This window comes from Aminipila sp., assembly GCF_032051575.1.
GTDB lineage: Bacteria > Bacillota > Clostridia > Peptostreptococcales > Anaerovoracaceae > Aminipila.
The window spans coordinates 203,065-226,226 of record NZ_DAMBYD010000002.1 but is presented as its reverse complement, the minus strand read 5'-3'; the positions used below and the strand labels follow the sequence as shown (position 1 = coordinate 226,226).

Genomic DNA, 23,162 nt, shown 5'->3' with positions numbered 1-23,162 from the left:
AAAGAAGAATAAAAAAATGAAGAATAGGAGTTTTTTATCATGAATAACAATTGTTCACATTATTCTCCTTGTTGTCCTTCAGGGCTTCCATTTCCTCTGAGGCCTCAAGTTCCCCAGGTACCAGATCTAACTATCCTAACAGGAACAGGTGCACCAACCAATTCAATAGGCAGCATAGGGAATGTGTATATTGATTTATCAACAGGAAATCTGTATTACAAAGTCCAGCAGCCCACCCCGCCGGGAGTACGGTCAATTCCTTCATTTACCGGAACAACGCATCATGTTGGTATTATTCAGCCGGATCCTTATAAAACGATTCAGACTGCCATTGATGCCGCAACCACACAAAATGGCGATATTTTAATTTTGGATGATCCAGCCTATACAACATCAACTACCATTACAGTAACTAAATCCCTAACCATTCAGGGGCACGACCCACTAAACCCTGCAGCAACAACAATAACCATGGTGGCTCCAGGTGCGCTTGTCATGATGGAAATAACAGCTCCAAGTGTTGTCCTCAAAGATATGAAAATTGTTCAACCTCTGATTCAATCAGATAATGCAGTTAATATTGAGCTAAACAATCACACGGCAACAGGATATTATATTAATAATTGTGAAATCAGTTCTTGTGAAGTGGGTATTGGTGTAAATGTGGCAGAATTTCAGATTACTGGCTGCACATTTACCTATGCCGGTGTAGCTGGTAACAATTATCGTTATATTTCAATCCATTTCACTTCTGGTGCAAGTATTATAAATGGCAATTCTTTTGTATCGGCTTCGCAGGATTCAGCGTGCTATTTTGTAGCTGTCACTAATCTGACAGGCACCATAACAGGCAAGTTGCTGGTCAGTAACAATGAGCAGACTATAGCTCTATTTAAGCTGCGTCATTTGTTTGATATGGAAGAATTTAACGCCAATGATTTTCAGTTATTTATTAACAATAATACAACAATTAGCGAAAATAATGTTCCTATCCTGCTCAATGCTCCTGCACTGGGAATATTTAGATTTATTGAAGTAATTGGTAACCACGTGATGAATTCCGTTGGTAAAGGATTAATCGGAATCGATGTAAGTTATACAGGCACAACCAATATTTATGCCTCTGGCAATGTTTTGGCCAATCCGTCTTTTACTGCACCTTGGGCTTCGGCTACAGTTCCTCCAAGTCCTGATGTCGGCTACAGGAGCTCAGTAATGACAAATCCTAGCCTGCCTTTAGCAACGGGGTATTGGCTGCCTCTCATATAGTATAATGTTCTCCTCAACTGCCAAATGGCAGTTGAGAAGACTATACATTATTATTATGTTTTTTTAATTAGCCTAATACTTCCCGATGAGGTTTTAATCGACACTTTATTATTTTTCGTTCCTATTTGCCCCTTTATATCTTTTTTGTCAGTTGTTTTAATAGGAAAATCCGATTGGAATTTGCCACTGGAAGTTTTTGCTTCAACTGAAAACTCAGCAGTTTCTGGGATTTCTAATGTGACATTTCCTGAAGCGGTTGCTATATTTATATTCTGATTTTCTAATTCATTGTATGATATCAAAACTTTTCCCGATGAAGTCTCAACTCCAGTGTCATTAGCTATGCATCCATCAATGTTAATTTCTGATGATTTTCCACTTATCTCTAATATTTTTGTATCTATTTCTTTTATTTCAAGCTTTCCAGAAGATGAGTTTATAGAAATCTTATCAGCCTTTAATTGTTCAGCTTCCAACTTACCGGAAGAAGTAGTCAGTGTAAAATCTGCTAAATTAAGTGAATCAATCTTTACATCACCTGACAACATATCGATTGAAACATTTTTTGTATATTCCTTGGGAATATATACGTCCAAAGCAACATCTTCATAAAATGGCAAATTCTCATGTTTACGCTGTACTGTTACAAATAAAGTTTTATTTGTGGTTTTAGATACTAGCTTTATTTCCTGCATGGCTTTACCGTGGAAATTAACTTTTACCTCATTACTTGCTTCCTCTTGTATAATATGAACACCAACACTTGTCATATCTACCTGTATCGTATTAATTTCATCTATGGAAACACTTTTTTCCTCATGGATTTGCTTCATCATATTTAAACCTCCTAAGACTAAAATGCTTATGATTATTGTCACTCCAATTACCATTAGTTTCTTATTAAAACTAATTTTCACTAGCCAGCCTCCTTTCAGATTATGAATGAACATCTAAATATTCATTCATAAAGACATAAACAAATTTCTTCCTATCTTTTCTTTTAGTATCAAAATCATGCCTTTCTTGTATTTTTAAAAATCAGTCAGCCCTTTCATTATAAATTCTACTAGGTAATCAATAATCTGCGGAAAATGGGATATACCAATTTCTTGCTTATGGATTTCAATATAAGGTACTGAATTAAATAGACTAAGTATAAACTCATCATCTAAATCGTTCCTAATTTTCTTTTCCACTTTCCATTTTTTAATTAATTCTGCTGTACTACTATTCATCAATTCATAGACTTCAACTATGCCTCCTTCTTGATAAAATTCCTTCTCCAACTTACTAAAAAGATCTCTGTTATACCATTCTTTTAATATCGGATTAGAATTCATACCTTTTAGGTTTAACGAAATTGCTTCTTTAACCACTTTTATGGGATCATCATCCAAGTCAATCGATTCCATAATACTTCTTTTTAGTTTCTCGTTTTCTTTTAAATAAATTTCAATAAAAAGCTTCTCTTTTGATGCATAGTAATTGTAGAATGTTCCTACCGCTATTCCTGCCCTTTTTGTAATGTCGGAAACATTGGTATCTTTAAATCCCTTGGAACTAAATAACTCTATTCCGCAATTAAAAATATCAACTTTTTTGTCTTCCATTTTTCCTAACCTCCAGCAATATGAATGAATAATTTTATATTCATTCATATTGTAGTGTATCAATAATTAAATGTCAATTTAAATTGTTGCTCTGAATATAGTATCCTACATTTTCTCAACAAAAAGTGATTGTATTTTTGCAGCAGTATCCGTTTCTGGTAAAGGAGTATGTACAATTAATTTTAACCCGGAATTATCAGATACATCAAAATTACTAACTTCAAAATCTAATATTCCCACAATAGGATGGTTTAATTGTTTGTATTTTTCGCTATTACTTTCGATTTCGTATAAAGGCCACCATAAATTAAATTCTCCACTTTGCATTTTAAGATCATCAATAAACTGAGCAAGCCAGGAATCCTCAATATATTGCCCACATGTTGAACGGAATCTACCCAGTAGCCCCTTGGCATGCAGATTCCAGTCAACAAATAACTGTTTATATTTATTATCTGTAAACATTGCCCAAACTATATTCCGTTCGCGAACGTTCATCTCACAAAAATCACCAAACATAAAGTATGCTGCTTTGTTCCAAGCAATAACGTTCCACCGTTGATCTGTAATTAAAGATGGACAAAATATTAAACTATCCAGAACATGTTGAAGTATTGGGCTTACTGTTCCTTGGTATCCCGGTATATCCACCGGAAGCGGTTGGTTCGCTAAAAGGTAAAGATGAATGCGTTCTTGTTTATCAAGCAATAAAACTTTTGACAGGCTTTCTATTACTTGAGTTGAAACGCGAATAGGCCTTCCTTGTTCAAGCCAAGTATACCAAGTTATACCAATACCAGCTAACTGCGCTACTTCCTCTCTTCTTAATCCAGGAGTACGCCGGGGTGTTGCCGTTGAAATCCCAACTTGCGATGGTAATATTTTTGCTCTTCGTGTTTTTAAAAAATCGGCTAGCTCTTTGTATCGGTACTTTTCATCATTCAAAATCATCACCAATCCTATCTATTATAAATTATACTAGTATAATTTCGATCCTATTAATATTATAAGTCTTATATTATTATACTCCTAGAAAAACTTATAAGCTAAACAAAATATTATTAGCTGTAGAACAGCTACAGATTCGGGGAGGATATCTAATGAAAATACAATTGCTAAAACTTGTGTACTTTTCGCCTACTGGGACGACAGAGGCAATTATTCAAAGTGTTGCGCGTGGGATGAATCAACGTGCTGTTGAACTAATTGATATCACCAAACCAGCTGCACGAAAGCAACAATTACAAACATCAGAAAATGAACTGCTTGTTATTGCTGTACCTGTTTATATGGGAAGGTTACCTGCACTTTTAAGTGAATGGCTTAATTCGATTAAAGCTCATAATACGCCCACTGTATGTATTGTGGTCTATGGCAATCGTGCGTATGACGATGCACTACTTGAGCTTAAAGATATTCTGATAAAACGCGGCTGTAAGCCAATCGCCGGTGCAGCTTATATTGGGGAACACTCCTTTTCCAGTTCCGAATTGTCATGTGCTGAAGGCCGTCCTGATGTGAGCGACATAAGTCATGCAGAATTATTTGGGCAAAAAATAATTGAAAAACTACAATCTGTTCTATCCGCCGATTACCTCCCTGATATAAATATACCTGGCAACTATCCCTATGGAGGAGCTACGGATCTATGGAAGATTGATTTTATTTCAATTAGTAATTCGTGTACACAATGTGGAATATGTGCAGCAGGTTGTCCTGTTGATGCTGTGGATTCAGGGAATAGTAGTTTGATTAATATAGAAAAATGCATCTTATGTTGTGCTTGCATTAAGCACTGTCCCCAAAACGCAAGAACAATGAAACCTGGTCTGATGAAAGACGCTGCAATAAGGGTAAATGAAAAGTTTAAAGAGCGAAAGGAACCCATTTTCTTTTTATAATCAAAGTAACAATCCAAGCATCATAAACATTAGTGGGGTGATACAAGTTTTAATCCTATTATGCCTGTGACAATTAGTCCAATGCAAACTAATCTCATTATATCAAATGGTTCTTTAAATAATATAATGCACTGGATTAATGTCAATTCTTAATTTGGAAAAATCAGTATGTTCAGCTACACCATATGACAATGAACTTCATATTATACATATAGCACAGAAGTTTCCAAACCAAGCAAGAGCATTTTACATATTTTATATGTATAAAAATAATAGGAGATGATATAGGGATGAATGACTGTAAATCGAGAAAATTATCACGAATATCCGCTAAAAAATCAAAATCACAAGTATGGAACTTTGTTTCAGCACCCGCCTTGCATCCCATGAAGGTTACTTTAAATGTGAATAAACCAGGAACGGCTCCAGGCTTAATATTCGTTGCGCCATATACATCCTATGAGGCAACTATGATTGGGCAAACGGGCTCACTAATCATGGATCAAGCTGGTAACCCAGTCTGGTTCAGACCACTTGATAGTATATACACGCAAAATTCTGATTTCAGAGTACAATCTTTCAACAGCCAACCAGTGCTTACCATGTGGCAAGGAACCATATCAGGAACCCAGTCTGCAGATCCTAATCTTCCGGCAGGTGATCCTGAACCTGGCGCTTATTTTCAAATAATAAATCAGCACTATAATGTGATTAAAAAAATTACGGCCCAAAAAGGGTACACTGCTGATGTTCATGAATTTACCATTACAAAGCGAAACACCGCTTTGTTTACTGCTGTGAAACAAGTACCGGCAGATCTGACAGAGTATGGAGGCCCGGAAGATGGATATTTTGATAATTACTCTATTCAAGAAGTCGACCTTATGACGGGGGAGCTGCTTTTCCTTTGGAATGTGCTTGCACATGTTAATCCGGCCGACTCAATGATATCTGCATCATCTGCAATAGACTCTAATAATATTTGGGACTGTTTCCATGTAAATTCAGTTGAAGAAGGACCGGGCAATACTCTCCTAATCAGCATGCGTAATATGTGGGCTATTTATAATATCGATAAAGAAACAGGAAATATCATTTGGCAGCTTGGCGGAAATCAAAGTGATTTTGCTTTGGAACTTGACGCCGAATTTTCTTGGCAGCATGATGCACGTCATAGATCGGGAAACAGAATAAGTTTGTTTGATGATGCTTGTTGTGCATCTTCAAGCTCTCGGCCTGATGGCCCAGCCCGTGGTCTGATCCTTCAACTGGATTTTCAAAACATGATAGCCTATTTAGATCGGACTTATTATCATGATCCACTATTATTTGTCCCAAGCCAGGGGAATCTCCAAAAATTGCCCAATGGAAATCAATTTGTCGGATGGGGGCAGGAATCCTATCTTTCTGAATTCGCATATGACGGAAATACAGAAGAAGATCCTTCGGTGAATTTTTTATATGATATGCAGTTCCCCAATCAAAATCTTTCTTACCGGGCGTTTAAGAACGAATGGGTTGGTTTGCCGCCTTATCCCCCACGCATTGCCGTAGAAATGCTTTGTGAATCTGCGCTTATCTATGCATCATGGAACGGTTCAACTGAGACTGCCGCTTGGCAGGTACTGGCCGGATCGGCATGCGATTCATTGCGGCCGGTGATATCTTGTGCTCCGCGGACAGGTTTTGAGACAAAAATCAAAGTCCATTGGGAGGGACCGTATTTTCAGGTAAACGCATTGAATTCCAACGGCCAGATTATAGGCACATCACGTGTTATCTGTACAAGATAACTTCCCATAATTTAACGAGCTTGGGAGTATCATAATATAATTAAGGCATAAAGAATTAAATTCTTCATGCCTTTTAAATTGCAGCCTTTACTTTTGGACAGCCCGTTATTCCCGTGTATACAGGCAGCTGCAATGCTCATGTGGATTTCTGACCTTGTAGGGCCGCATCATTTCATTGTCTTCGTGATCGATAATATGACAGTGCCATACATAGCCTGGTTCGACAGCAGGATTGAATGGAAAAAGATTCTCACCGGGAATCGATACCACCACATCCTGAGGAGCGAATCGAGCTCTAATGGTGGTTATTTGTCCTGGATAAACCTGGATTGTATCCTTCCAGCCATCCTCATGAGCAGGCGGATTAATTGGTCCATCCAGCAAGTAAGGGTCCACAGGAAGCACTTTAGTTGGATGGTCAAAGGGCGGCTGCCCGTTCAAGGCTAACCAATCATTTTTATATTGGGCAGCTAGAAAAGCCTGACGGCTGACCAGCCGGAATTGAATTAAATGAAGATGGATTGGATGAGCACCTCCTGTTAAATTTACAATCTGCCAATCTTCGGTCGAACCTACCAGCGGCAGTTCAGAAACAGGTGCATCCCACATCTGACCGTCTAATAAAAGTTCCAGTGGTTTAGCTGGGTCACCAACTACAATAAGGGTTAAGGTACGCGTCTTGTCAACGTGTTTTAACCGAGGCAGAACATTTAAGACTTTTGGCAGTCGTGACGGTAATACCACTGGTTTATCTAGGACGGTAACCTGCATAATCTGCCCTGTTGTCTGGGGATTCGGAGGATTCCCATTAGGAAATGGGGCATTGGCATTATTGGTCAGCACTAATTCAGTGCCTGGTGACAGCTTAGAAAAATCCACAAGGATATCAGCCCGTTCACCTGGTGAAATGAGCAGGGAAACCAGTTGGACAGGTTTCGGCAGGTAGCCGCCGTCTGTACCAATTTGTATAAATGGCATCTGATTAGAGAATGTGAGATTATAGAATCGGGTATTGGAACCGTTCAAAACTCTGAAACGATACTGCCTTGGTTCAACATTTAGGTTAGGCCATACTCTGCCGTTGACCATTATAGTATCACCGATAAATGCAGGTCTCCAGTAAGGATGGATATTCGGATTTACGCCAACACTAGGAAAATTCAGGGATCCGTCGTCAAAGAAAGAACGGTCTTGTATGGCAAGGGGAATGTCATATTCGCCTTTAGGCAGCTTAGAGCATTTTCCATCCAGTTGATTGTGAGGATCACGCAGTAAATAAAAGCCTGCTAATCCCATATAGACATTTTCACGGGTCAAGCCTAACGCATGATCATGATACCATAAAGTGGTTGGTTCTTGCTCATTCCCATAATAATAACGGGATGTTATAAAATCAGGGCCGGTAATCTCTTCTCCCACGGTGAACCAGGCTTCCGGATAGCCGTCAGAAGGTGGTTCCGTTTCTCCTCCATGCAGATGGGTCACAATCGGCACTGGACTTTGGGCTAAATGAAATCCTGGTGGAAATGGTGGGAACGGCGGCATGGGCATCTCCATATCATTGGGATTAGCCCAATGAATTGTTGGGTCCACTGCCAATGGCTGGGGTGAAGTCAGATTATTAACCCATTGAACTTTGATAGGAATGTGTCTTATAGCCTTAAAAGTCGGACCAGGAGAGGACTTGAAATCCGGAATAAGTTCACCGGTTTTGGGGTCTCTCACTTTGCTGCTGTAGCCAAACACAGTTGTTTTAGGAAAACCTTGGGGTAATATTTGTTGTTTGAACTTACTGATTGTCACCCGATAAAAATGACCTTTTACCTTACAGCTAATTGCATCTTTAATCAAGGTTGGCTCGTAGACAGGTGGAATAAATAATTGGTTCACATATTTGGGAATACTATTTGGGTCAAGTGGTTTAGGCATTAGAAATCTCCTCCTTTATAGAATGTACGGCTTCCTGCAAATTGCTGCATAAGAGCTTTAGGTGGTGGGATTTTTAGTACGATATATGTAATTCTATAAAGAGTAGTTATAAATGTCTTCTTATTGGTTTATTATATCCTTATATAAACCATATGGTTACCATTTACTCATCATACAATGATTTCATTTATGCGCAAGCCATGAATCTTCAATTGCTGTGCTGCATTAAGCACTGTTCCCAAAACGCAAAAACAACAAAACCTGATCTGATCATTTTCTTTTTATAATTTGTAGATAGTGCCTGCCATAACATAAAAGCTAAGATATATATTGGCATAAAATTTTATCTCCTCACAACTAAATAAATTCAACATTTTTATTACGACATTAGTGGGGTGATACAAGTTTTAATCCTATTATTCCTGTGACAATCAGCCCAATGCAAACTAATCGCATTATATCAAATGGTTCTTTAAATAATATAATGCCTAAAAATACAGTACCCACCGTGCCAATCCCTGTCCAAATAGCATAAGCATTCCCTAGAGGGAGTTCTTTTAAAGCTAATGATAGAAAATAGAAGCTCAATATCATTCCAAATACTGTAACCACACTTGGTATCAATTGGGTAAATCCTTGAGAGTATTTTAAGCTGAAAGCCCACCCCACTTCAAAACCACCTGCTAAAATCAAAAATAACCATTCCATCGTTTACACTCCTTTCAATTTAGAAAAATAAAAAAAGCCCAGGGAATATCTTTAAAAATATCTCCCAGGCTTTTATCCTTCCGTGAACACAGCAGTACTGTGCGTTTTATCTTGGACCAGACCAGTCCTAAACTGCGGAACCCTATAAAACTTAAACATTATATTAATTTGTACTACATTATCCTATCAAAAGACTGGATTAATGTCAATTCTTATTTATGATTATAGGATTACCCCATCACGAACTGTAATTGTACGGCTGCTGCTTTGTGCCGCTTCCTGTGAATGCGTAACCATAATAATTGTCCTGTTGGTCTCTTGATTGATTTCTCGTAGCAAGTCCATAATTTCTGTGCCGATTTTACTATCAAGATTCCCGGTGGGTTCGTCGGCAAACAAAATTTCTGGATTGTTTATAAGAGCCCTTGCAATAGCTACACGTTGCTGCTGTCCGCCGGACAATTCTCTTGGCGTATGCTTTCTTCTGTTTGATAATCCTACGATGTCTACAATCTGTGCGAGCTGCTTTTGGTAGTCTTTCATGTACTTACCATCCAGCAGAAGCGGCAGCATGATATTTTCCTCAACATTGAGATTAGGAATCAGATTATAAAACTGGAATACGAAGCCGATGTTTCGGCGGCGCATGACGCTTTTTTTATTGTCACTAAATTTGGAAATGTCTATTCCATTCATTAGAACACTACCGTGAGTAGGATTATCTAATCCACCAAGAATATAAAGCAAAGTACTTTTGCCAGAACCTGATGGTCCCATGATAGATACAAATTCTCCCTGTGCTATTTGTAATGATACACCTTTAAGAATTCTAGTAACGCTATCCCCCATTTGGTATTCTTTAATAATATCTTTCGCCTCAACGGCGTAATGTGTACTTACGTTTTTCATGTATCATTCCTCCTTTTATTCAAATTTAATTTCTTCAACAATTTTCATCTGAGAGCCTTTCAGAATTGGAACTAACGAACCAATCAAAGTGACCACAATTCCCATGACTCCTGCCATAATGAATACCCGCACATCCAAATCCGGCTGCATAGTAATTTTAGGGCCTGCCACAAGGAAAATAGTTCTAATTTCCAAGTATGAAACTCCCATCGCAATGATAGCACCCAACATGCCAGAGGTGAACCCTTCAATTAACGTCATTTTGATATTTTGTGCGTTGCTCATGCCGACGGATTTATACATTGCAATGGGGCGTCTTTTTTGGATGTAGTTAATCAGTAGATTGTTAATTACACCAACTGTAGCTAAGAGCAAAATGAAATACGTCATATTCTGCATTGGCTTTAGAAAAGCACTGATTGTTGAGAGTGCATCCGCATTAAATTCTTCCACTGTACGGCTCCAGTTTGAAGCGCTTCCGAACAAATCTCGAATCTGGATCATGACGGCTTCGGGATCGGCGGCAGTATATGCCAAAATGCCGTAATTGACAGCTCCAAAGTCACTTTCTGCATAAGCGGCGGGGATAATAGCTTCGGTATCATTGGCTCTGGAGCCAAAACTACCAACAATTACATAATCATATTGGTTGCCATTGGCAGACATCAGAATCCTATCGTTAACTTTTAGTCCACGCTGTTTAAGACAATCTTTACTAAGAACAACGACACGTGTGTTTTTAAAGTCTGTTTTTGCTTTTCTTGCTGCTTCACCACTATTATAACTAAGGCCATACATATCACTATACAGGCTCAAATCACTTGTTGCTTCCATACGTGTAAAAGTAGTGCCATCACCCTTAACACTGTTATTGAATACAAACGTTGGCAACACGGTTTCAATCCCCTGTGTCCCCTCAACTTGCTGAACAAATTCAGCACTCATGGTTGCATCCGCAAAGCCATCGAGCTTCGCTCCACGAAATACATCACCAACATAGACACTTACAAAATTACCGACTACGCTAATAGCAATAACTGCAGATATGCTGATAAATAGCAGCGTGATATTTTGGTTTACATTTTTGTTATCTCTCATATTGCGAGCAGCTAATCGCCCCTCATTACCAAAAAACAGCCCATATATATGTTCAAATACTGTGGATGCCATGGAAATAATAAGAGGTATCACAATGATGGTTGCCACGATCAAACCCAATAACGAAAAGCCGCCTGCCAAATATAGCATTCTACCACTTGCTAAATGTGGAAAGATAACTGACACAGCCAAAAGCACCACGCCAAAAATAAATTTTACAATACTTGATGTATGCTTTTCTTCTACAGTCCCCAGTACAACATCCTTAATTGGCAGTCTACTTGCTCGTTTAACCGGAATATAAGCACTCAACAAGGAAACCATAACCGATACAAAAATAGTAATCAATATAGCAAACGGTGAAACTACCATAGGGATTTCTATTCCTTGTGATAAAGAGTTTGTCAAACCTTGCAGCATTACTTTTAATACACCAAAACCGAGAGGAATACCCAAAACACCACCTAACACACCATAGAACAAACTTTCAAGCATTAAAATATTGGTAACTGTCCTTTCGGTGGCTCCTATACTACGAAAAGTTCCAACAACAGGCAGTCTCTCCATTGTAATTACTTTGTAACTGCTAAAAATAATGAACACACTCATGGTCAGAGTGAAAAAGCTGATTAAGAAAAATGGCATGGATTTTTGTTTTGCATCAGCTTCAACCTGTGCTTCATTGACAATAGCCGATATTTTAAATTCATTGGTGGACAATGCAGTGGACAGTTCACTTTTTAGTTGCTCAGTTTCAGTCCCATCAGCAGGTTCAATCATAATCTCGCTATATCCATCGGAAATATTCAATATCTGTTGCAGTGTTTCTTTTGAAAGCAATGCAGTAGTTCCTCTAGTATGCCGTAAAAACACTGTGTCATAAGCTGCAATAGCCGCCACCTTGAATTCAATTGGCACGCCGCCAATATACAAGGAAAACGTATCTCCAACCTGCACACCATATTTTGATGTAAACCGTTTAGGTAACACAATTTCATTTCCTGAAATATTTTCCAATTTGGTTCCATCTGCCAGGCGGGGTTTGTTGATGGTGTTGAGCTGTTCTATGTCGGCAGCCAGAAGGTCAAAATTCTCATAATATCCGTTCTCTTTGTAAAGAGCAGTAGTTTTTATAATCCCTACCCTGTTTTTTATAGATGGTAAATTGGGAATTGTTTCTTCTGTAATCCAGTTTGTTCCTCCATCATCGACTTGCATTGTAGACACAGAAATTGTGGCATTTCCGGCAACGCCCCTGGCCATTTTTCGTTGTGCACTTGCATAAGAATCTCCAATCGAAAGAGAAACAAATAGCAATGTAGTTGAGAGAATTACCGAAAGAAGCATAACGGCGGTTCTCGTTTTCCGTTCTTTTACATTCGTGAGAATGTATTTTAATATGATTTTCAAATAAATACTTCCTTTCCGAAACTAATAAAAAGATCAATGGTTATCACATAAAACATGATAAGCCATTGACCTTAATTTATCTTTCAGTCAACCTTAATTAACCTTAATTTATTTCGCAAATGTAATATAAAAGCTCGTCCCAAAGTTTAATTTACTGTCCACAGAAATTGTTCCACCGTGAAGTTCGATAATTTGTTTCGCAATTGCTAATCCCAAGCCTGTGCCCTCTGCTTTTTCTCCTGTGTTTGTCCCTCGATAATATCGTGAAAACAAATTGTGTAACTCATCACCGTTCATTCCTTTTCCGTCATCACTAATGCAAATTTGGATATTCCCTGTGCTCTTGATAGAAACAAAGAGTTTTGTTTCTTCGCTATTATGGACCAATGCATTGATAAGTAAATTATTAAATGCCCTTTTTAACAGCTTAGGGTCAAAATCAAACCACGTACTATCAGCACAGCTGCTAAAATAAATATTTCTTGTTGCATAATCTGGATGATTAAGTACATCGATTACTGTTTCTTTTATAAACCTTGTAAGATTCCCTTGCTCTTTATGAATTGGAAACATTTCATTCTGCAACTGATACGTTAATTTTAAATCGTCAATCAAAATTTGTGCGTACACTGTATTCTTCAAAATAGTTTGTGCATACTTAACTATTTCATCGGATGTAATCGGATATTGAGGATCAACCATCAATTCAGCGTATCCCCTTATTGGTGAAAGTGGAGTTTTGAGGTCGTGGGTAACATTAGCAATCCATTCTTCACGCATTTTATCATTTTGTTCTCGAGCTATATCACTTGCTTTAATTTCAGTATCAAGAGTATTCAAGCTAATATATACGTCGGCAAAAGAACCTTGGTCAATAATCGGAAGATAGGCTCTGTTAGCGACGTCTTTTACTGCGATTGTTAATCGAGACATATTTTTTGTCATCCAATATCCATATCCGAGCCCTGACAGCACCACCACTAATACCATTGCAGCAATTAAACTCAGAAAAATTGGCTTCCCCGTTGAAAACTTATTGCCGTCCAAATACATGGTTACTTTTGATATATCAAGAGGAAATCCCACAACATAAACCCAGCTACGCCCATCATTCCGAGCAGATTCCGTAAATATGGACTGATTTCCAACTGAGCCTGTTTCATAAAAGCCCAATAATTCTGCATAGGTATAATGAGAAGGTACCCCTTGCGGCGTGTTATATGTAAAAACAGCATTTCCGTTTTCGTCTATAATTTGCAACCACAGGTTGCTCTCCTGTAATTGCGCCAATCCCGCTTGTTTCACCTGCGGCTTTCCATCAACAAATATGATCTGCGCACTAAATTCCTCTGTAAAGTTTTTGGGCCAATCGCTTCGTCCTAACTGACCATTCGGTTTTTGTATTGTAATGGTGAAAAATACTGTACCAATGACAAACAATACCATTCCAATTAGGAGAAAAAAGAAAATTAAATAAATATGAAAAATTGACCGATAACCTGACTTTTTCATCCTATCACCTCTTCATAAACTTATATCCAAGTCCTTTTACAGTGATAATTATTTGCGGAATAGATGGATTATCTTCAATCTTTTCTCTTATATGTCTCATGTGAACCATAATAGTGTTGTCACAGACAACACTCTCTTCGCCCCATACCTGTTCATATAAACGTTCTTTACTAATAATTTTATTTGCGTTCTGTGCCATATAACTGATAAGCAGGAACTCTCGACTTGTTAATGCAACATCAACATTGTTCTTGCATACTCGGTACCCATCAATATCAATTGAAACATTGCCAGATACAATTATTTTGCCATCTACCAGAGTTGTGTTTTGATACTGCTGTCTACGAAGCTGTGCTTTAATACGAAAAACAATTTCTTTGGGACTGAATGGTTTAATCACATAATCATCTCCACCTGCAGATAACCCCAGAATTTTATCCACATCATCATTTTTTGAAGATAAAAATAGAATAGAGCAATAAGAAAACTCTCGTATCTTTTTGCACACCTCAATACCGTCTATATCCGGCAGCATAATGTCTAACACAATCACATCAGGTGAGTGTTTTTTACAAAGTTCAATTGCACTTACACCAGTATTAGCTTTTGCTATATTGGTAAAACCATCTTTGCGTAATACTTCTTCAATTAAATTTGTAATATCCGGTTCATCATCCACTAATAATATCTTATTATTCATTTTTCTATTTTCCTTCTCCACTGAAATTGTCAATAAAATTAGGCATCATTTGCCCTTCCAATACTTTTGTATTTTTCTATGGGCAGCAGATTGACTGATATTAAGAGCTTTCGCAACTTTATAACTACTATTTAACGATTGATATGCATTTAATATTAATTGCTTTTCGGTTTCTTCGAGAGCTTCTTTTAAAGGTCCTATTTGATTGAAGGAAACAGGCTTTTCTTTACCTTTATGTTCTACTAATTCAGTTAAGGATAAATCCTCCATTGTGACTAATCCTGTTTGATTCATAATCACTAATTTCTCCACAAAGTTTTCAAGCTGTCTAATATTGCCTGGCCATTCATAACTTCCCATTATATTAATTACTTCATTGGAAATGATAATACTTTTTTCATACTTCTGATTAAATTTTTTTATGAAATACTCAATTAGTGGTGGAATATCCTCAAAACGTTCTCTTAATGCTGGTATATGTATTTGTACAACATTAAGCCTATAGTATAAATCCAACCTGAAGGTTCCTTCTTTTATCATGTTTTCAAGATTTTTATGTGTGGCACTAATAATTTGGACATCAATCTGTCGTGGAGTTTCGCCCCCCACTCTGGTTATTTGTCTGTTTTGTATAACTTGTAATAATTTTGACTGCATGCTTAATGGCATATCACCTATTTCATCAAGAAAAAGTGTACCTTTATTTGCCAATTCAATTAGCCCCTGTTTCCCACCTTTTTTTGCTCCAGTGAATGCCCCCATCTCATACCCGAATAATTCTGATTCCATTAAGCTTTCTGGTATAGCAGCACAATTGATTTCAACAAATCTTTGTTTACATCTTGGACTCTGGTGATGAATATATTTAGCTATTCGGCTTTTTCCTGTACCAGACTCTCCAGTAATAATGATTCCAGATTCAACCATAGCAATATGCTCAACAAGATTCATCAAGTCTTGCATTGCTCTATTTTTATATATAAATTCTGATTGCTCAGCTTCAGGTTTTAATTCCCTATTATTTTTTAGGTTATTAAAATACTCATTGAGCAGCACCAATTCCTTTACTAGCCTTCCATTCGTAACAACCCTGGTGATTCGTCCCTTCTCATTAAATATAGGAGTAGATGTAACAATAGCATTGACTCCTGTACTAGACCATTGTAACATAGTCAATTTTCGTTTTTCTTTAATTGCAATCTTGGCTATAGAGGGATAGTAAGCCGTTCCTTCTAACAAAGAAACATTTTTGCCTATAATTTTATCTCTTGTTAAACCAGCCGCCTTCTCAAATACCTGATTGACTCGGAGTGTAACCCCATTGCCATCAGCAATATGTATACTGTCAGCTGATTCCTCAATAAAGGCATTTAACTCATAGTTTTCTTGTTTTATTTTTTCAATTTCAGATATAATGTTATCTGTTAATTCTTCACTTGCAGAGTCATTCTTAATGTTTAGACTTTTGCATATTTTAAGAAGGTTTTCATTTTCCCTTGTCATAATCTTCACCACATCTTAATCTTGATTATTTGCAAATAATGAGACACCGAATAACGATGCCTCATTAGACAAATATTAAAAAATAAATGTCGAATTAGAAATAAGTATATTAAATATTATAACATTTATTTTTACTTTAGTTGCCATTAGTTTTATATAAACCTCTATATTTCTTCATTATTTCATGGTTTATATTGACCGGAACTGGAGTCCCTTCTGGCAGCAGACTTTTATATTCTTTCCCCTTCATTTTTTCTTTAAATTCTTCTTTTGCTTTACTTATAAGCGAGGGATTCGTTATGAAATCCACTGCTGATGCAGCAAGAATCTGAGCTGCTTTGTCTAATACCTTCTTACCGTGGCTGTTTCCTGCACATGCAGTTATCATCCAGTTATGGAATGCAGGGGCTGGCCAAAGTACAAGTCTAAGAATTCCATAGGGAGCATTCCAGCTATACTCAACCGTATCGGTAACGGGGATGTCCTCCTCCCCAAAAGGTTGAATACCTTCTACTGTAGGATATCCTTCCCCGACTTCACTTTGCAGATTTTTAATGAATTCTTTTTCTTCTTCAGAAAATATAGGTTCACCTAATTCAATAAGGTTATCATATAGTACTTTGGCGACCGTTACATTTGGCAGCATTTCACGATTAATTGTAATGATTTCTTTTTCTACTGTTGTTTCTGTGGCCATTGCAGCCCCTTCAGCACACTTGTCTATTCTGCGCATAACATCTAATGCTTCCTCATTTGTTGGGAATCTTCCAAGATACCATGCAGTTGTTCTATCCGGTACAACACAAGGATATTCAGGTCCAACATCAGAAAAAGTATAGTTTATGGTTTTGGCTGCCGACTCACTTGTACCTGGTTTAATGTGTTCCCTAAGCATTTCTACAGCGTGCCCTTGAAGTATTGCTGCATCAAAAGCACTTCGCCCATGCCATGGGCTGTTTCCATGACACGTTCTGCCTTTGAAATGATACTTTATATTAAAATAAGCAGGGGAGCAAACATAATTAGCACTGTTATTATTTAATGGATGCCAATCCAAAATAATATCAGCATCTGCAAATATACCGGCGTTTCCCATAACAGGTTTCCCCACACAAAGTTCTTCTCCAGGAGTTCCATACACTTTGATTGTACCATTTAATTTATATTTTTTCATGGCTTCTTTTAAAGCCACTGCCGCCATTATCCCTCCCACTGCAATAAGATTATGGCCGCACCCATGACCTGGAGCACCTTCAAATACCGGCGATTTTTTATAATCCACTTTTTGTGAAACACCCGGAAGTGCATCATATTCAGAACTAAATGCTATTACTGGCTTTCCACTTCCATAGGTTGCGACAAATGCTGTAGGCATCCCTGCAACGTTAGATTCAACCGTAAACTCATTATTCTTTAATAGAGTTGTAAGCAATTTTACAGCTTCAAATTCTTCCATTCCAAGCTCTGGACAATTCCATATTTTTAGAGAAACATCATGAAAAGTTTCATGTTTCTCTAAAATATAATCTACAACAAATTTTTTAACATCCTCTGATAACATAGTTTTACCTCCATATATTTGTTAAATGTTACTTCTATTTTTTATCTCTGCCCTCCCTTGCCATGAACTGTAAAACCTCTTCTTTGTAATATGTATATAATTTACAAATTCAGTTTGGTTTTTAACTAATTAAAAGCAATTTCTATGCCATTAAAAAATATTGAAAGGTTGAAAGGTGATTATTTATAAAATAGTCCTCTCCTGTGTGGGTAAAAATGCTTCTGCCCCTCTGCATTTCATTAGTTATAAGCAAGTAAAGTACTTTTTGTCAAAAATAGAATTATATGAACAAAATGTATTTAATTAGTGATGATTCAACTAAAATATAACCCGATACAGACTCATTAAGTCTATATCGGGTTATATTGTCAATACTCTGTAAATAGTTGTTTACGGTGCTAAACTACATTATTATTAAGTCAAAATTGGTTTAAAGTATTCATCAAATTTTATATTACATCAGAGTCCTATGTTTTTTCTTTGCAATAGAATTGTTATTTAATATCTATAGAAATCCATTGTATAATGATTTGTAAGGATCCAGGGCAGAATAAATAAAAATTGTACTTGCCATCTTGCGGAATCTCAAACTCGATTTGCTTTTCATGGTTTATTGTTATATCCTCAACATCTGTACGTTCGCCATCCTTTATGTATCCAAATTTAAGGAGTCCTTTATGCGCAATTTTCCTACCACTAAACGGATCTACATCTGGTTCCCCAAACCGATTAATATCTGCAAATACATGTAGCTTTACAACTTGACCCTTCCTTAAATTCCACGGTTCACCAGAGTCTGTTGAGTATATGGCTCTTTCACCATTTCCCATTATATGGGGTTCTATGCAGTTATTTACTGCTTTATAATTAGATGACATTAATTTTTCTAATTCTTTCAATTCGGCTTCTCCATCCGGCGGTTCTACTCCAGCTAATTTATATATATCTAATTCATCATAATTCCCATCTTTATCCATAATCTGCATAGCCAATTCATGATAATTAGGTATCTGTTCAAACACACGATTATTAAATCTTCCAAGTTTTTCACCTCGTGCTTTATCGGCAACAATCTTATCGGCAATTGTCTTTTCCAACAGTTGCTGATATTTTGGACTGTCAAAGTCGGGCACATCATGATCATTGGCATACGCAAAACTGCTTATAACTACCGCAATAACCAATGCTCCTAAAAAAACAATCCCGCCCTTTCTTTTTTTGTTGCTGAAAATATTTCTAAACCTTTCTTCCATGGTTTTTTTCTCACAACCTATGCACGCAAACAACTGGCCTTTTATTTGCCTACGGTCTACAATTTCCCCCATTATTACATCGCTATAGTCTGACTTAAATTCTTTATCTTTTCCCTTTATAGCATCTTGGTCACAACACATTTCCATATCCTTGCCTGCAGCTTTTGTCATCATATGAACGAAAGGATTATACCAATGTAAAATAAGTGCCGCTAAAAATAGTCCTTTGTACGGCAAGTCATGCCGCAGGTAATGGGTTAACTCGTGGGTTAAAATTATTTGCAAATCTGCCATCGTATAATCCCTCTTTGGGATAAAGATTGCCGGTCTAAAGATTCCCACAATCATGGGTGATGGAATCTTAGCACACTGATATACTGAAAGGGGTTTCTTTCTTTTGTGCTTTTCCAAAACTCCAGCTTGAATTTTGTTAATACTATCATCTAGGATATATTGGCTGTTCTTTTTAATATCACGGGTAAAGTGTATATAGACGCTTATTAAGTAAATGGTTACTACGCAGACACCCACACCCCAGATAATTGGAATCCACTGTGGTCCCATATCAATAAGTTTTGTCCAGATGGAAGCTTGTTGATTTTCTGCTATCATTTGAAAACTAACTGTGTTAGTAGAAACGGGTACCGCCACTGCTTCAACACTATTCTTTATGGTCGTTATTTGGTTTTGCGTTTTTTCGCTGCTAATCACAAAACGTAGAATAAATCCTGCTGGTACTATTAGAAATACCATAAATACTTTCCAAATACTTAAACGCCAAGTAGCCTGATATCGTTTATTTAACGCTGGTGAAACAAGAAATACCAACAGGATTAAAGACGCTATGATTCCTCCTGTTAATACAGTATTATAAAACAACGTGTTAATCACGTGTATCACCTTCTTTCAGCTTCGCAAGGAGCATCTGCAATTCGCTTATTTCTTGTTCTGTCAGTTCACTGTTGCTGCATACCGACGCAACGAATTTTTTTATGGAGTTGTCATAAAGATTCTTTAAAATGCTTTTGCCTGCAAATCCCATATATTCCTCTTCGGTGATAAGCGCGCTATATATATACTCCTTGCCCACCTGTTCTATTTTTAAGAATCCACTTTGTCCCAACCGATTTAAAAAGGTGTTGAGAGTAGTTGTCTTCCAGCGGTTCTCCGGCAGTCTTTTTTGAATCTCATTTCTTGCCACCGGCTCTTTCGCATCCCAAATGACACGCATCACTTCAAGTTGTGATTCTGGTAAGTGTTTCATATATTCCCCCTATAACTTTATGATTGATTATATCTACTCCTTACATACTACATTAGTAGTAGATGCGTGTCAATACCATAATCTGATGAAATATATCAGAATGTAATCTCATACAAGCATGATTTATCTCCTCTTAAAATGGAACTAACCACCTTACTTTTTACTTCTTTCCCTATAATCTTTGAAATCATTTTCTCCGTCATACTCGCGGAACAATTGCAAAGAACTGGCGACATTTTTTTACCGCTCATACATTGCGAAATTGGGCACACGCAATAATTTTTGTTCTCGTCAACAAGAATCATATTTTTAGTCTCATCATATGTAATAATTTGTCCATGTTCTTTTGACATGAACTCAATGAACCCTTGTAAATCTCCAGCATATGCTTCTAGCATTTGTTCCATCGATTTATAATGACATGCACCGCATTGATCTAAAAGTAATGCACATTTTTCTTGAGTGCAATTCTTTTCTATGCTGTTCAACAATTCACTAAGCCATTCCATGCTGAAATTTTGAGCCCATTCCTTATAACCGTCCATATTAATCTCCTTTTTCCAAGTGTACTTAACACCTTTATTTTGGTGTTTAACTATGATTTCTTTTATATTTACAAATGTACCATTTCATTCTGCATAAATAAACCTCATCCTCTATTAATAAAAGAAAATGAGCCGATACGGTAAAACCATATCGACTCATTTTAATCATTTTCACGTTATTTTTGCTGTCTGATTATTCTTTGAATACTTTTCACTGAAAGGAAATATTTTTGAGACAAGCAGTCTGAAGTCTGCCCCTTCAAATAATCATCATAGATTCTTTTATTCCTAATTTCCAATTCTTCACGAGTGGAAGTATTAGCACCCCACTCGTGCTTATTATCATCTAATTTGGGAATGTAGATGTATTTGCCATCTACATACTCTTGTACCTTTACAAGTAAATCTATAGGCAAAAGTTGTGTAGCTTTTATATAGCTCATATTGCTCTCCTAAACTTTATTTTTCTTGCTAGGACTAGCATAAGCTATTTACAGCTCATATTGAATTTTTATTCAAGGTTGCAATAGCCTATGCTATGCAATAGTAACGATAGGATTAAGCATATGCTATCAGCCCTCCTTTGCTTTCATATTTTTCATAAATATACCATTATATAATTTTACTGTCAATCCCCCTCAATTTTCAATATACACAGTTTTACTTGTTTGATTCCATTTCACGTTGTAACCAAAAGCCTCCATGACTGCCCTTATAGGCAAATAAGTACGTCCCCCTATGATTACTGCTCCGCTGTCAATATGAACACTTTCACCATTTACCAAAATATATTTCTGATTTATTGGTATCTGTACTGTTATATTTCCCTTAGTTGCTTTTACCATTTTGGTTTTTTCATCATAAGACACCTCAGCACCTATTTTTTCAAGAGGTTTTCGTAGTGGCACATCCGTTCTGCTTGCCGCATCTATAAAGGGTACTCCCATGTTGTCTTCTTCTGAGAACTTTAATTCTTCATTATCTATAACAACTGTAACATGATACCCTGCGTTGCCTCTTGTAAGTCCCGAAAGCCTTCCTATAACCTCATCAATCATAGATATTGCACTATACTTTCCTAACTTTTCATCACGCCAATCCACATCTTCGTTTATATCAAAAATCATAACCCCGCCGCATTTTGACAAAGCAAGCAGTGTTTTATCCCGAAGAGTATTCAGTCCATTATAATATGACTCTAGAGGGACTGTTTTCGCATAATCGTGATATGCATTTTGTGCCTCACTTTTAACAAGGTCCCTGTACTGAATCCAGCTTGGTCCAGCATAAAGCGGCATGCCTAAAACGATTTTATCCGCATTGACTCCCCTGTTCAGCCAATATTCAATGGAGGTATTTGCAAACCATAATGGACTGTGATTGACATCACTATTTAAATCATAACTCATAAGATTTATGAACGAAAAACAGTTTACGGTTTCATCTGTTATAGATGCTATAGCTTCCCAAGCATTGACTCCATCAGCTGCCCCTGTTCCTGCAACTGACGCAGACAATTCTTTTCCTTCTTTTTTAAGTTTCTGTGACAACAGTTTAACTGTAGCCTCATAATCTACAGCTGTAGCATATCTTGGATATTCCCAATCAAAATCTACTCCATCTAATTTGTTTTCTATAACAAATTTTAAAAGATTATCTGTAAAATTCTCACGAAGATCTTTGCTTGCACCTATCGTTTCAAAAACTTCCTTTAAGGGAGTATTTTGGTATGAATATCCTCCAACTGCTATGAAAACTTTTGTCCCTGATTTGTGAGCTCTAGATACTATTTCAGCCAGCTCATCCTTTTTTTCTATGGGAATTAACCCTCCATCCTTAGTTGGAATTAAAAATCCGTATATGATATGTGTAAACTTATCAAACTGCACCTCTTCTATAGGGTTATTAAATGCATCACCACAGTAATACCCTACAACTCTAAATTTATCATTAATGTCATTTAGCTGCCTATTACCGCTTTCATCCGCAAAAGCTGCGACTGGCATAGTAACCAACATACTCACAATTACAATTATTAGTATCACATCACATAAACCTTTTAAACTTCTTTTTCTTATCCCCATATCTTCCCTCCATTTCGGCTACACTAATACTTGTACCCTTGTCTGTCCATTAGCTATGTATTATATTCACAACCTCATTTTTCTACAATAACTCTTTTTTATATTTTACCATA

Annotated in this window: 19 protein-coding genes and 1 riboswitch; of the genes, 3 read left to right on the top strand and 16 right to left on the bottom strand. The window is 37.0% G+C overall.

The window, feature by feature from the left end; translation table 11 throughout:
• Positions 1 to 39 precede the first annotated feature (39 nt).
• The gene (locus tag RTW14_RS03290) at positions 40 to 1,269 is read left to right on the top strand and encodes a hypothetical protein (protein WP_312648262.1); all 1,230 of its coding nucleotides are present in this window, start codon (positions 40 to 42) and stop codon (positions 1,267 to 1,269) included.
• A gap of 53 nt (positions 1,270 to 1,322) precedes the next feature.
• Here RTW14_RS03290 and RTW14_RS03285 read toward each other — a convergent pair whose 3' ends face one another.
• From RTW14_RS03285 to RTW14_RS03275, 3 genes are all read right to left on the bottom strand, one after another.
• Positions 1,323 to 2,186, bottom strand: a complete 864-nt coding sequence (locus RTW14_RS03285; protein WP_312648261.1) for a DUF4097 family beta strand repeat-containing protein — start codon at positions 2,184 to 2,186, stop codon at positions 1,323 to 1,325.
• Between the two features lie 114 nt (positions 2,187 to 2,300).
• The gene (locus tag RTW14_RS03280; protein ID WP_312648260.1) at positions 2,301 to 2,879 is read right to left on the bottom strand and encodes a TetR/AcrR family transcriptional regulator; all 579 of its coding nucleotides are present in this window, start codon (positions 2,877 to 2,879) and stop codon (positions 2,301 to 2,303) included.
• A 105-nt stretch (positions 2,880 to 2,984) separates the two neighbouring features.
• Positions 2,985 to 3,824, bottom strand: a complete 840-nt coding sequence (locus RTW14_RS03275) for a helix-turn-helix transcriptional regulator (RefSeq protein ID WP_331654383.1) — start codon at positions 3,822 to 3,824, stop codon at positions 2,985 to 2,987.
• 155 nt (positions 3,825 to 3,979) lie between these two features.
• Here RTW14_RS03275 and RTW14_RS03270 point away from each other — a divergent pair, with 155 nt between their 5' ends.
• Both RTW14_RS03270 and RTW14_RS03265 read left to right on the top strand, forming a co-directional pair.
• On the top strand, positions 3,980 to 4,780 hold the full coding sequence (locus RTW14_RS03270; protein ID WP_312648256.1) for an EFR1 family ferrodoxin: 801 nt from the start codon (positions 3,980 to 3,982) through the stop codon (positions 4,778 to 4,780).
• A gap of 290 nt (positions 4,781 to 5,070) precedes the next feature.
• Positions 5,071 to 6,573, top strand: a complete 1,503-nt coding sequence (locus RTW14_RS03265; protein ID WP_312648254.1) for an arylsulfotransferase family protein — start codon at positions 5,071 to 5,073, stop codon at positions 6,571 to 6,573.
• 105 nt (positions 6,574 to 6,678) lie between these two features.
• On the opposite strand, the gene RTW14_RS03260 is transcribed toward RTW14_RS03265, so the two are convergent.
• The 13 genes from RTW14_RS03260 to RTW14_RS03200 form a co-directional block, all read right to left on the bottom strand.
• Entirely contained in the window at positions 6,679 to 8,502 is a 1,824-nt protein-coding gene (locus tag RTW14_RS03260) for a multicopper oxidase family protein (RefSeq protein WP_312648253.1), read from the bottom strand.
• Positions 8,503 to 8,889: 387 nt separating this feature from the next.
• A complete protein-coding gene (locus RTW14_RS03255; RefSeq protein WP_312648251.1) occupies positions 8,890 to 9,210 on the bottom strand; it encodes a DMT family transporter in 321 nt (106 codons plus the stop codon).
• A 59-nt stretch (positions 9,211 to 9,269) separates the two neighbouring features.
• Positions 9,270 to 9,367, bottom strand: a riboswitch (guanidine-I (ykkC/yxkD leader).
• 65 nt (positions 9,368 to 9,432) lie between these two features.
• Entirely contained in the window at positions 9,433 to 10,119 is a 687-nt protein-coding gene (locus RTW14_RS03250) for an ABC transporter ATP-binding protein (RefSeq protein ID WP_312648249.1), read from the bottom strand.
• Positions 10,120 to 10,134: 15 nt separating this feature from the next.
• On the bottom strand, positions 10,135 to 12,627 hold the full coding sequence (locus RTW14_RS03245; RefSeq protein WP_312648247.1) for an ABC transporter permease: 2,493 nt from the start codon (positions 12,625 to 12,627) through the stop codon (positions 10,135 to 10,137).
• Positions 12,628 to 12,735: 108 nt separating this feature from the next.
• Positions 12,736 to 14,139, bottom strand: a complete 1,404-nt coding sequence (locus tag RTW14_RS03240; protein WP_312648245.1) for a sensor histidine kinase — start codon at positions 14,137 to 14,139, stop codon at positions 12,736 to 12,738.
• Between the two features lie 4 nt (positions 14,140 to 14,143).
• Positions 14,144 to 14,839, bottom strand: a complete 696-nt coding sequence (locus tag RTW14_RS03235) for a response regulator transcription factor (RefSeq protein ID WP_312648243.1) — start codon at positions 14,837 to 14,839, stop codon at positions 14,144 to 14,146.
• A gap of 45 nt (positions 14,840 to 14,884) precedes the next feature.
• Positions 14,885 to 16,342 (bottom strand): sigma-54 interaction domain-containing protein, encoded by a 1,458-nt coding sequence (locus RTW14_RS03230; RefSeq protein ID WP_312648241.1) that lies wholly within the window; start codon positions 16,340 to 16,342, stop codon positions 14,885 to 14,887.
• Positions 16,343 to 16,478: 136 nt separating this feature from the next.
• A complete protein-coding gene (locus RTW14_RS03225) occupies positions 16,479 to 17,903 on the bottom strand; it encodes an amidohydrolase (RefSeq protein WP_312648239.1) in 1,425 nt (474 codons plus the stop codon).
• Positions 17,904 to 18,397: 494 nt separating this feature from the next.
• Positions 18,398 to 20,047 (bottom strand): M56 family metallopeptidase, encoded by a 1,650-nt coding sequence (locus RTW14_RS03220; RefSeq protein WP_312648237.1) that lies wholly within the window; start codon positions 20,045 to 20,047, stop codon positions 18,398 to 18,400.
• On the bottom strand, positions 20,040 to 20,420 hold the full coding sequence (locus RTW14_RS03215) for a BlaI/MecI/CopY family transcriptional regulator (RefSeq protein WP_312648235.1): 381 nt from the start codon (positions 20,418 to 20,420) through the stop codon (positions 20,040 to 20,042). Before RTW14_RS03215 ends, RTW14_RS03220 begins: the two co-directional genes overlap by 8 nt.
• A gap of 95 nt (positions 20,421 to 20,515) precedes the next feature.
• Positions 20,516 to 20,965 carry a hypothetical protein gene (locus RTW14_RS03210; protein WP_312648233.1) on the bottom strand — a complete coding sequence of 150 codons (450 nt, stop codon included), beginning with the start codon at positions 20,963 to 20,965 and terminating at the stop codon, positions 20,516 to 20,518.
• Positions 20,966 to 21,141: 176 nt separating this feature from the next.
• Positions 21,142 to 21,408: a CD3324 family protein gene (locus tag RTW14_RS03205; RefSeq protein WP_312648231.1), complete on the bottom strand. Its 267-nt coding sequence runs from the start codon at positions 21,406 to 21,408 to the stop codon at positions 21,142 to 21,144.
• Between the two features lie 195 nt (positions 21,409 to 21,603).
• On the bottom strand, positions 21,604 to 23,049 hold the full coding sequence (locus tag RTW14_RS03200; RefSeq protein WP_312648229.1) for a glycosyl hydrolase family 18 protein: 1,446 nt from the start codon (positions 23,047 to 23,049) through the stop codon (positions 21,604 to 21,606).
• Positions 23,050 to 23,162 lie beyond the last annotated feature (113 nt).

What these genes read in the sequence shown, in the direction of transcription:
- RTW14_RS03290 (WP_312648262.1), top strand. Translation starts at nt 40, where the DNA reads ATGAATAACAATTGTTCACATTATTCTCCTTGTTGTCCTTCAGGGCTT.
- RTW14_RS03280 (WP_312648260.1), bottom strand. Translation starts at nt 2,879, where the DNA reads ATGGAAGACAAAAAAGTTGATATTTTTAATTGCGGAATAGAGTTATTT.
- RTW14_RS03270 (WP_312648256.1), top strand. Translation starts at nt 3,980, where the DNA reads ATGAAAATACAATTGCTAAAACTTGTGTACTTTTCGCCTACTGGGACG.
- RTW14_RS03265 (WP_312648254.1), top strand. Translation starts at nt 5,071, where the DNA reads ATGAATGACTGTAAATCGAGAAAATTATCACGAATATCCGCTAAAAAA.
- RTW14_RS03260 (WP_312648253.1), bottom strand. Translation starts at nt 8,502, where the DNA reads ATGCCTAAACCACTTGACCCAAATAGTATTCCCAAATATGTGAACCAA.
- RTW14_RS03255 (WP_312648251.1), bottom strand. Translation starts at nt 9,210, where the DNA reads ATGGAATGGTTATTTTTGATTTTAGCAGGTGGTTTTGAAGTGGGGTGG.
- RTW14_RS03250 (WP_312648249.1), bottom strand. Translation starts at nt 10,119, where the DNA reads ATGAAAAACGTAAGTACACATTACGCCGTTGAGGCGAAAGATATTATT.
- RTW14_RS03240 (WP_312648245.1), bottom strand. Translation starts at nt 14,139, where the DNA reads ATGAAAAAGTCAGGTTATCGGTCAATTTTTCATATTTATTTAATTTTC.
- RTW14_RS03235 (WP_312648243.1), bottom strand. Translation starts at nt 14,839, where the DNA reads ATGAATAATAAGATATTATTAGTGGATGATGAACCGGATATTACAAAT.
- RTW14_RS03230 (WP_312648241.1), bottom strand. Translation starts at nt 16,342, where the DNA reads ATGACAAGGGAAAATGAAAACCTTCTTAAAATATGCAAAAGTCTAAAC.
- RTW14_RS03225 (WP_312648239.1), bottom strand. Translation starts at nt 17,903, where the DNA reads ATGTTATCAGAGGATGTTAAAAAATTTGTTGTAGATTATATTTTAGAG.
- RTW14_RS03215 (WP_312648235.1), bottom strand. Translation starts at nt 20,420, where the DNA reads ATGAAACACTTACCAGAATCACAACTTGAAGTGATGCGTGTCATTTGG.
- RTW14_RS03210 (WP_312648233.1), bottom strand. Translation starts at nt 20,965, where the DNA reads ATGGACGGTTATAAGGAATGGGCTCAAAATTTCAGCATGGAATGGCTT.
- RTW14_RS03205 (WP_312648231.1), bottom strand. Translation starts at nt 21,408, where the DNA reads ATGAGCTATATAAAAGCTACACAACTTTTGCCTATAGATTTACTTGTA.
- RTW14_RS03200 (WP_312648229.1), bottom strand. Translation starts at nt 23,049, where the DNA reads ATGGGGATAAGAAAAAGAAGTTTAAAAGGTTTATGTGATGTGATACTA.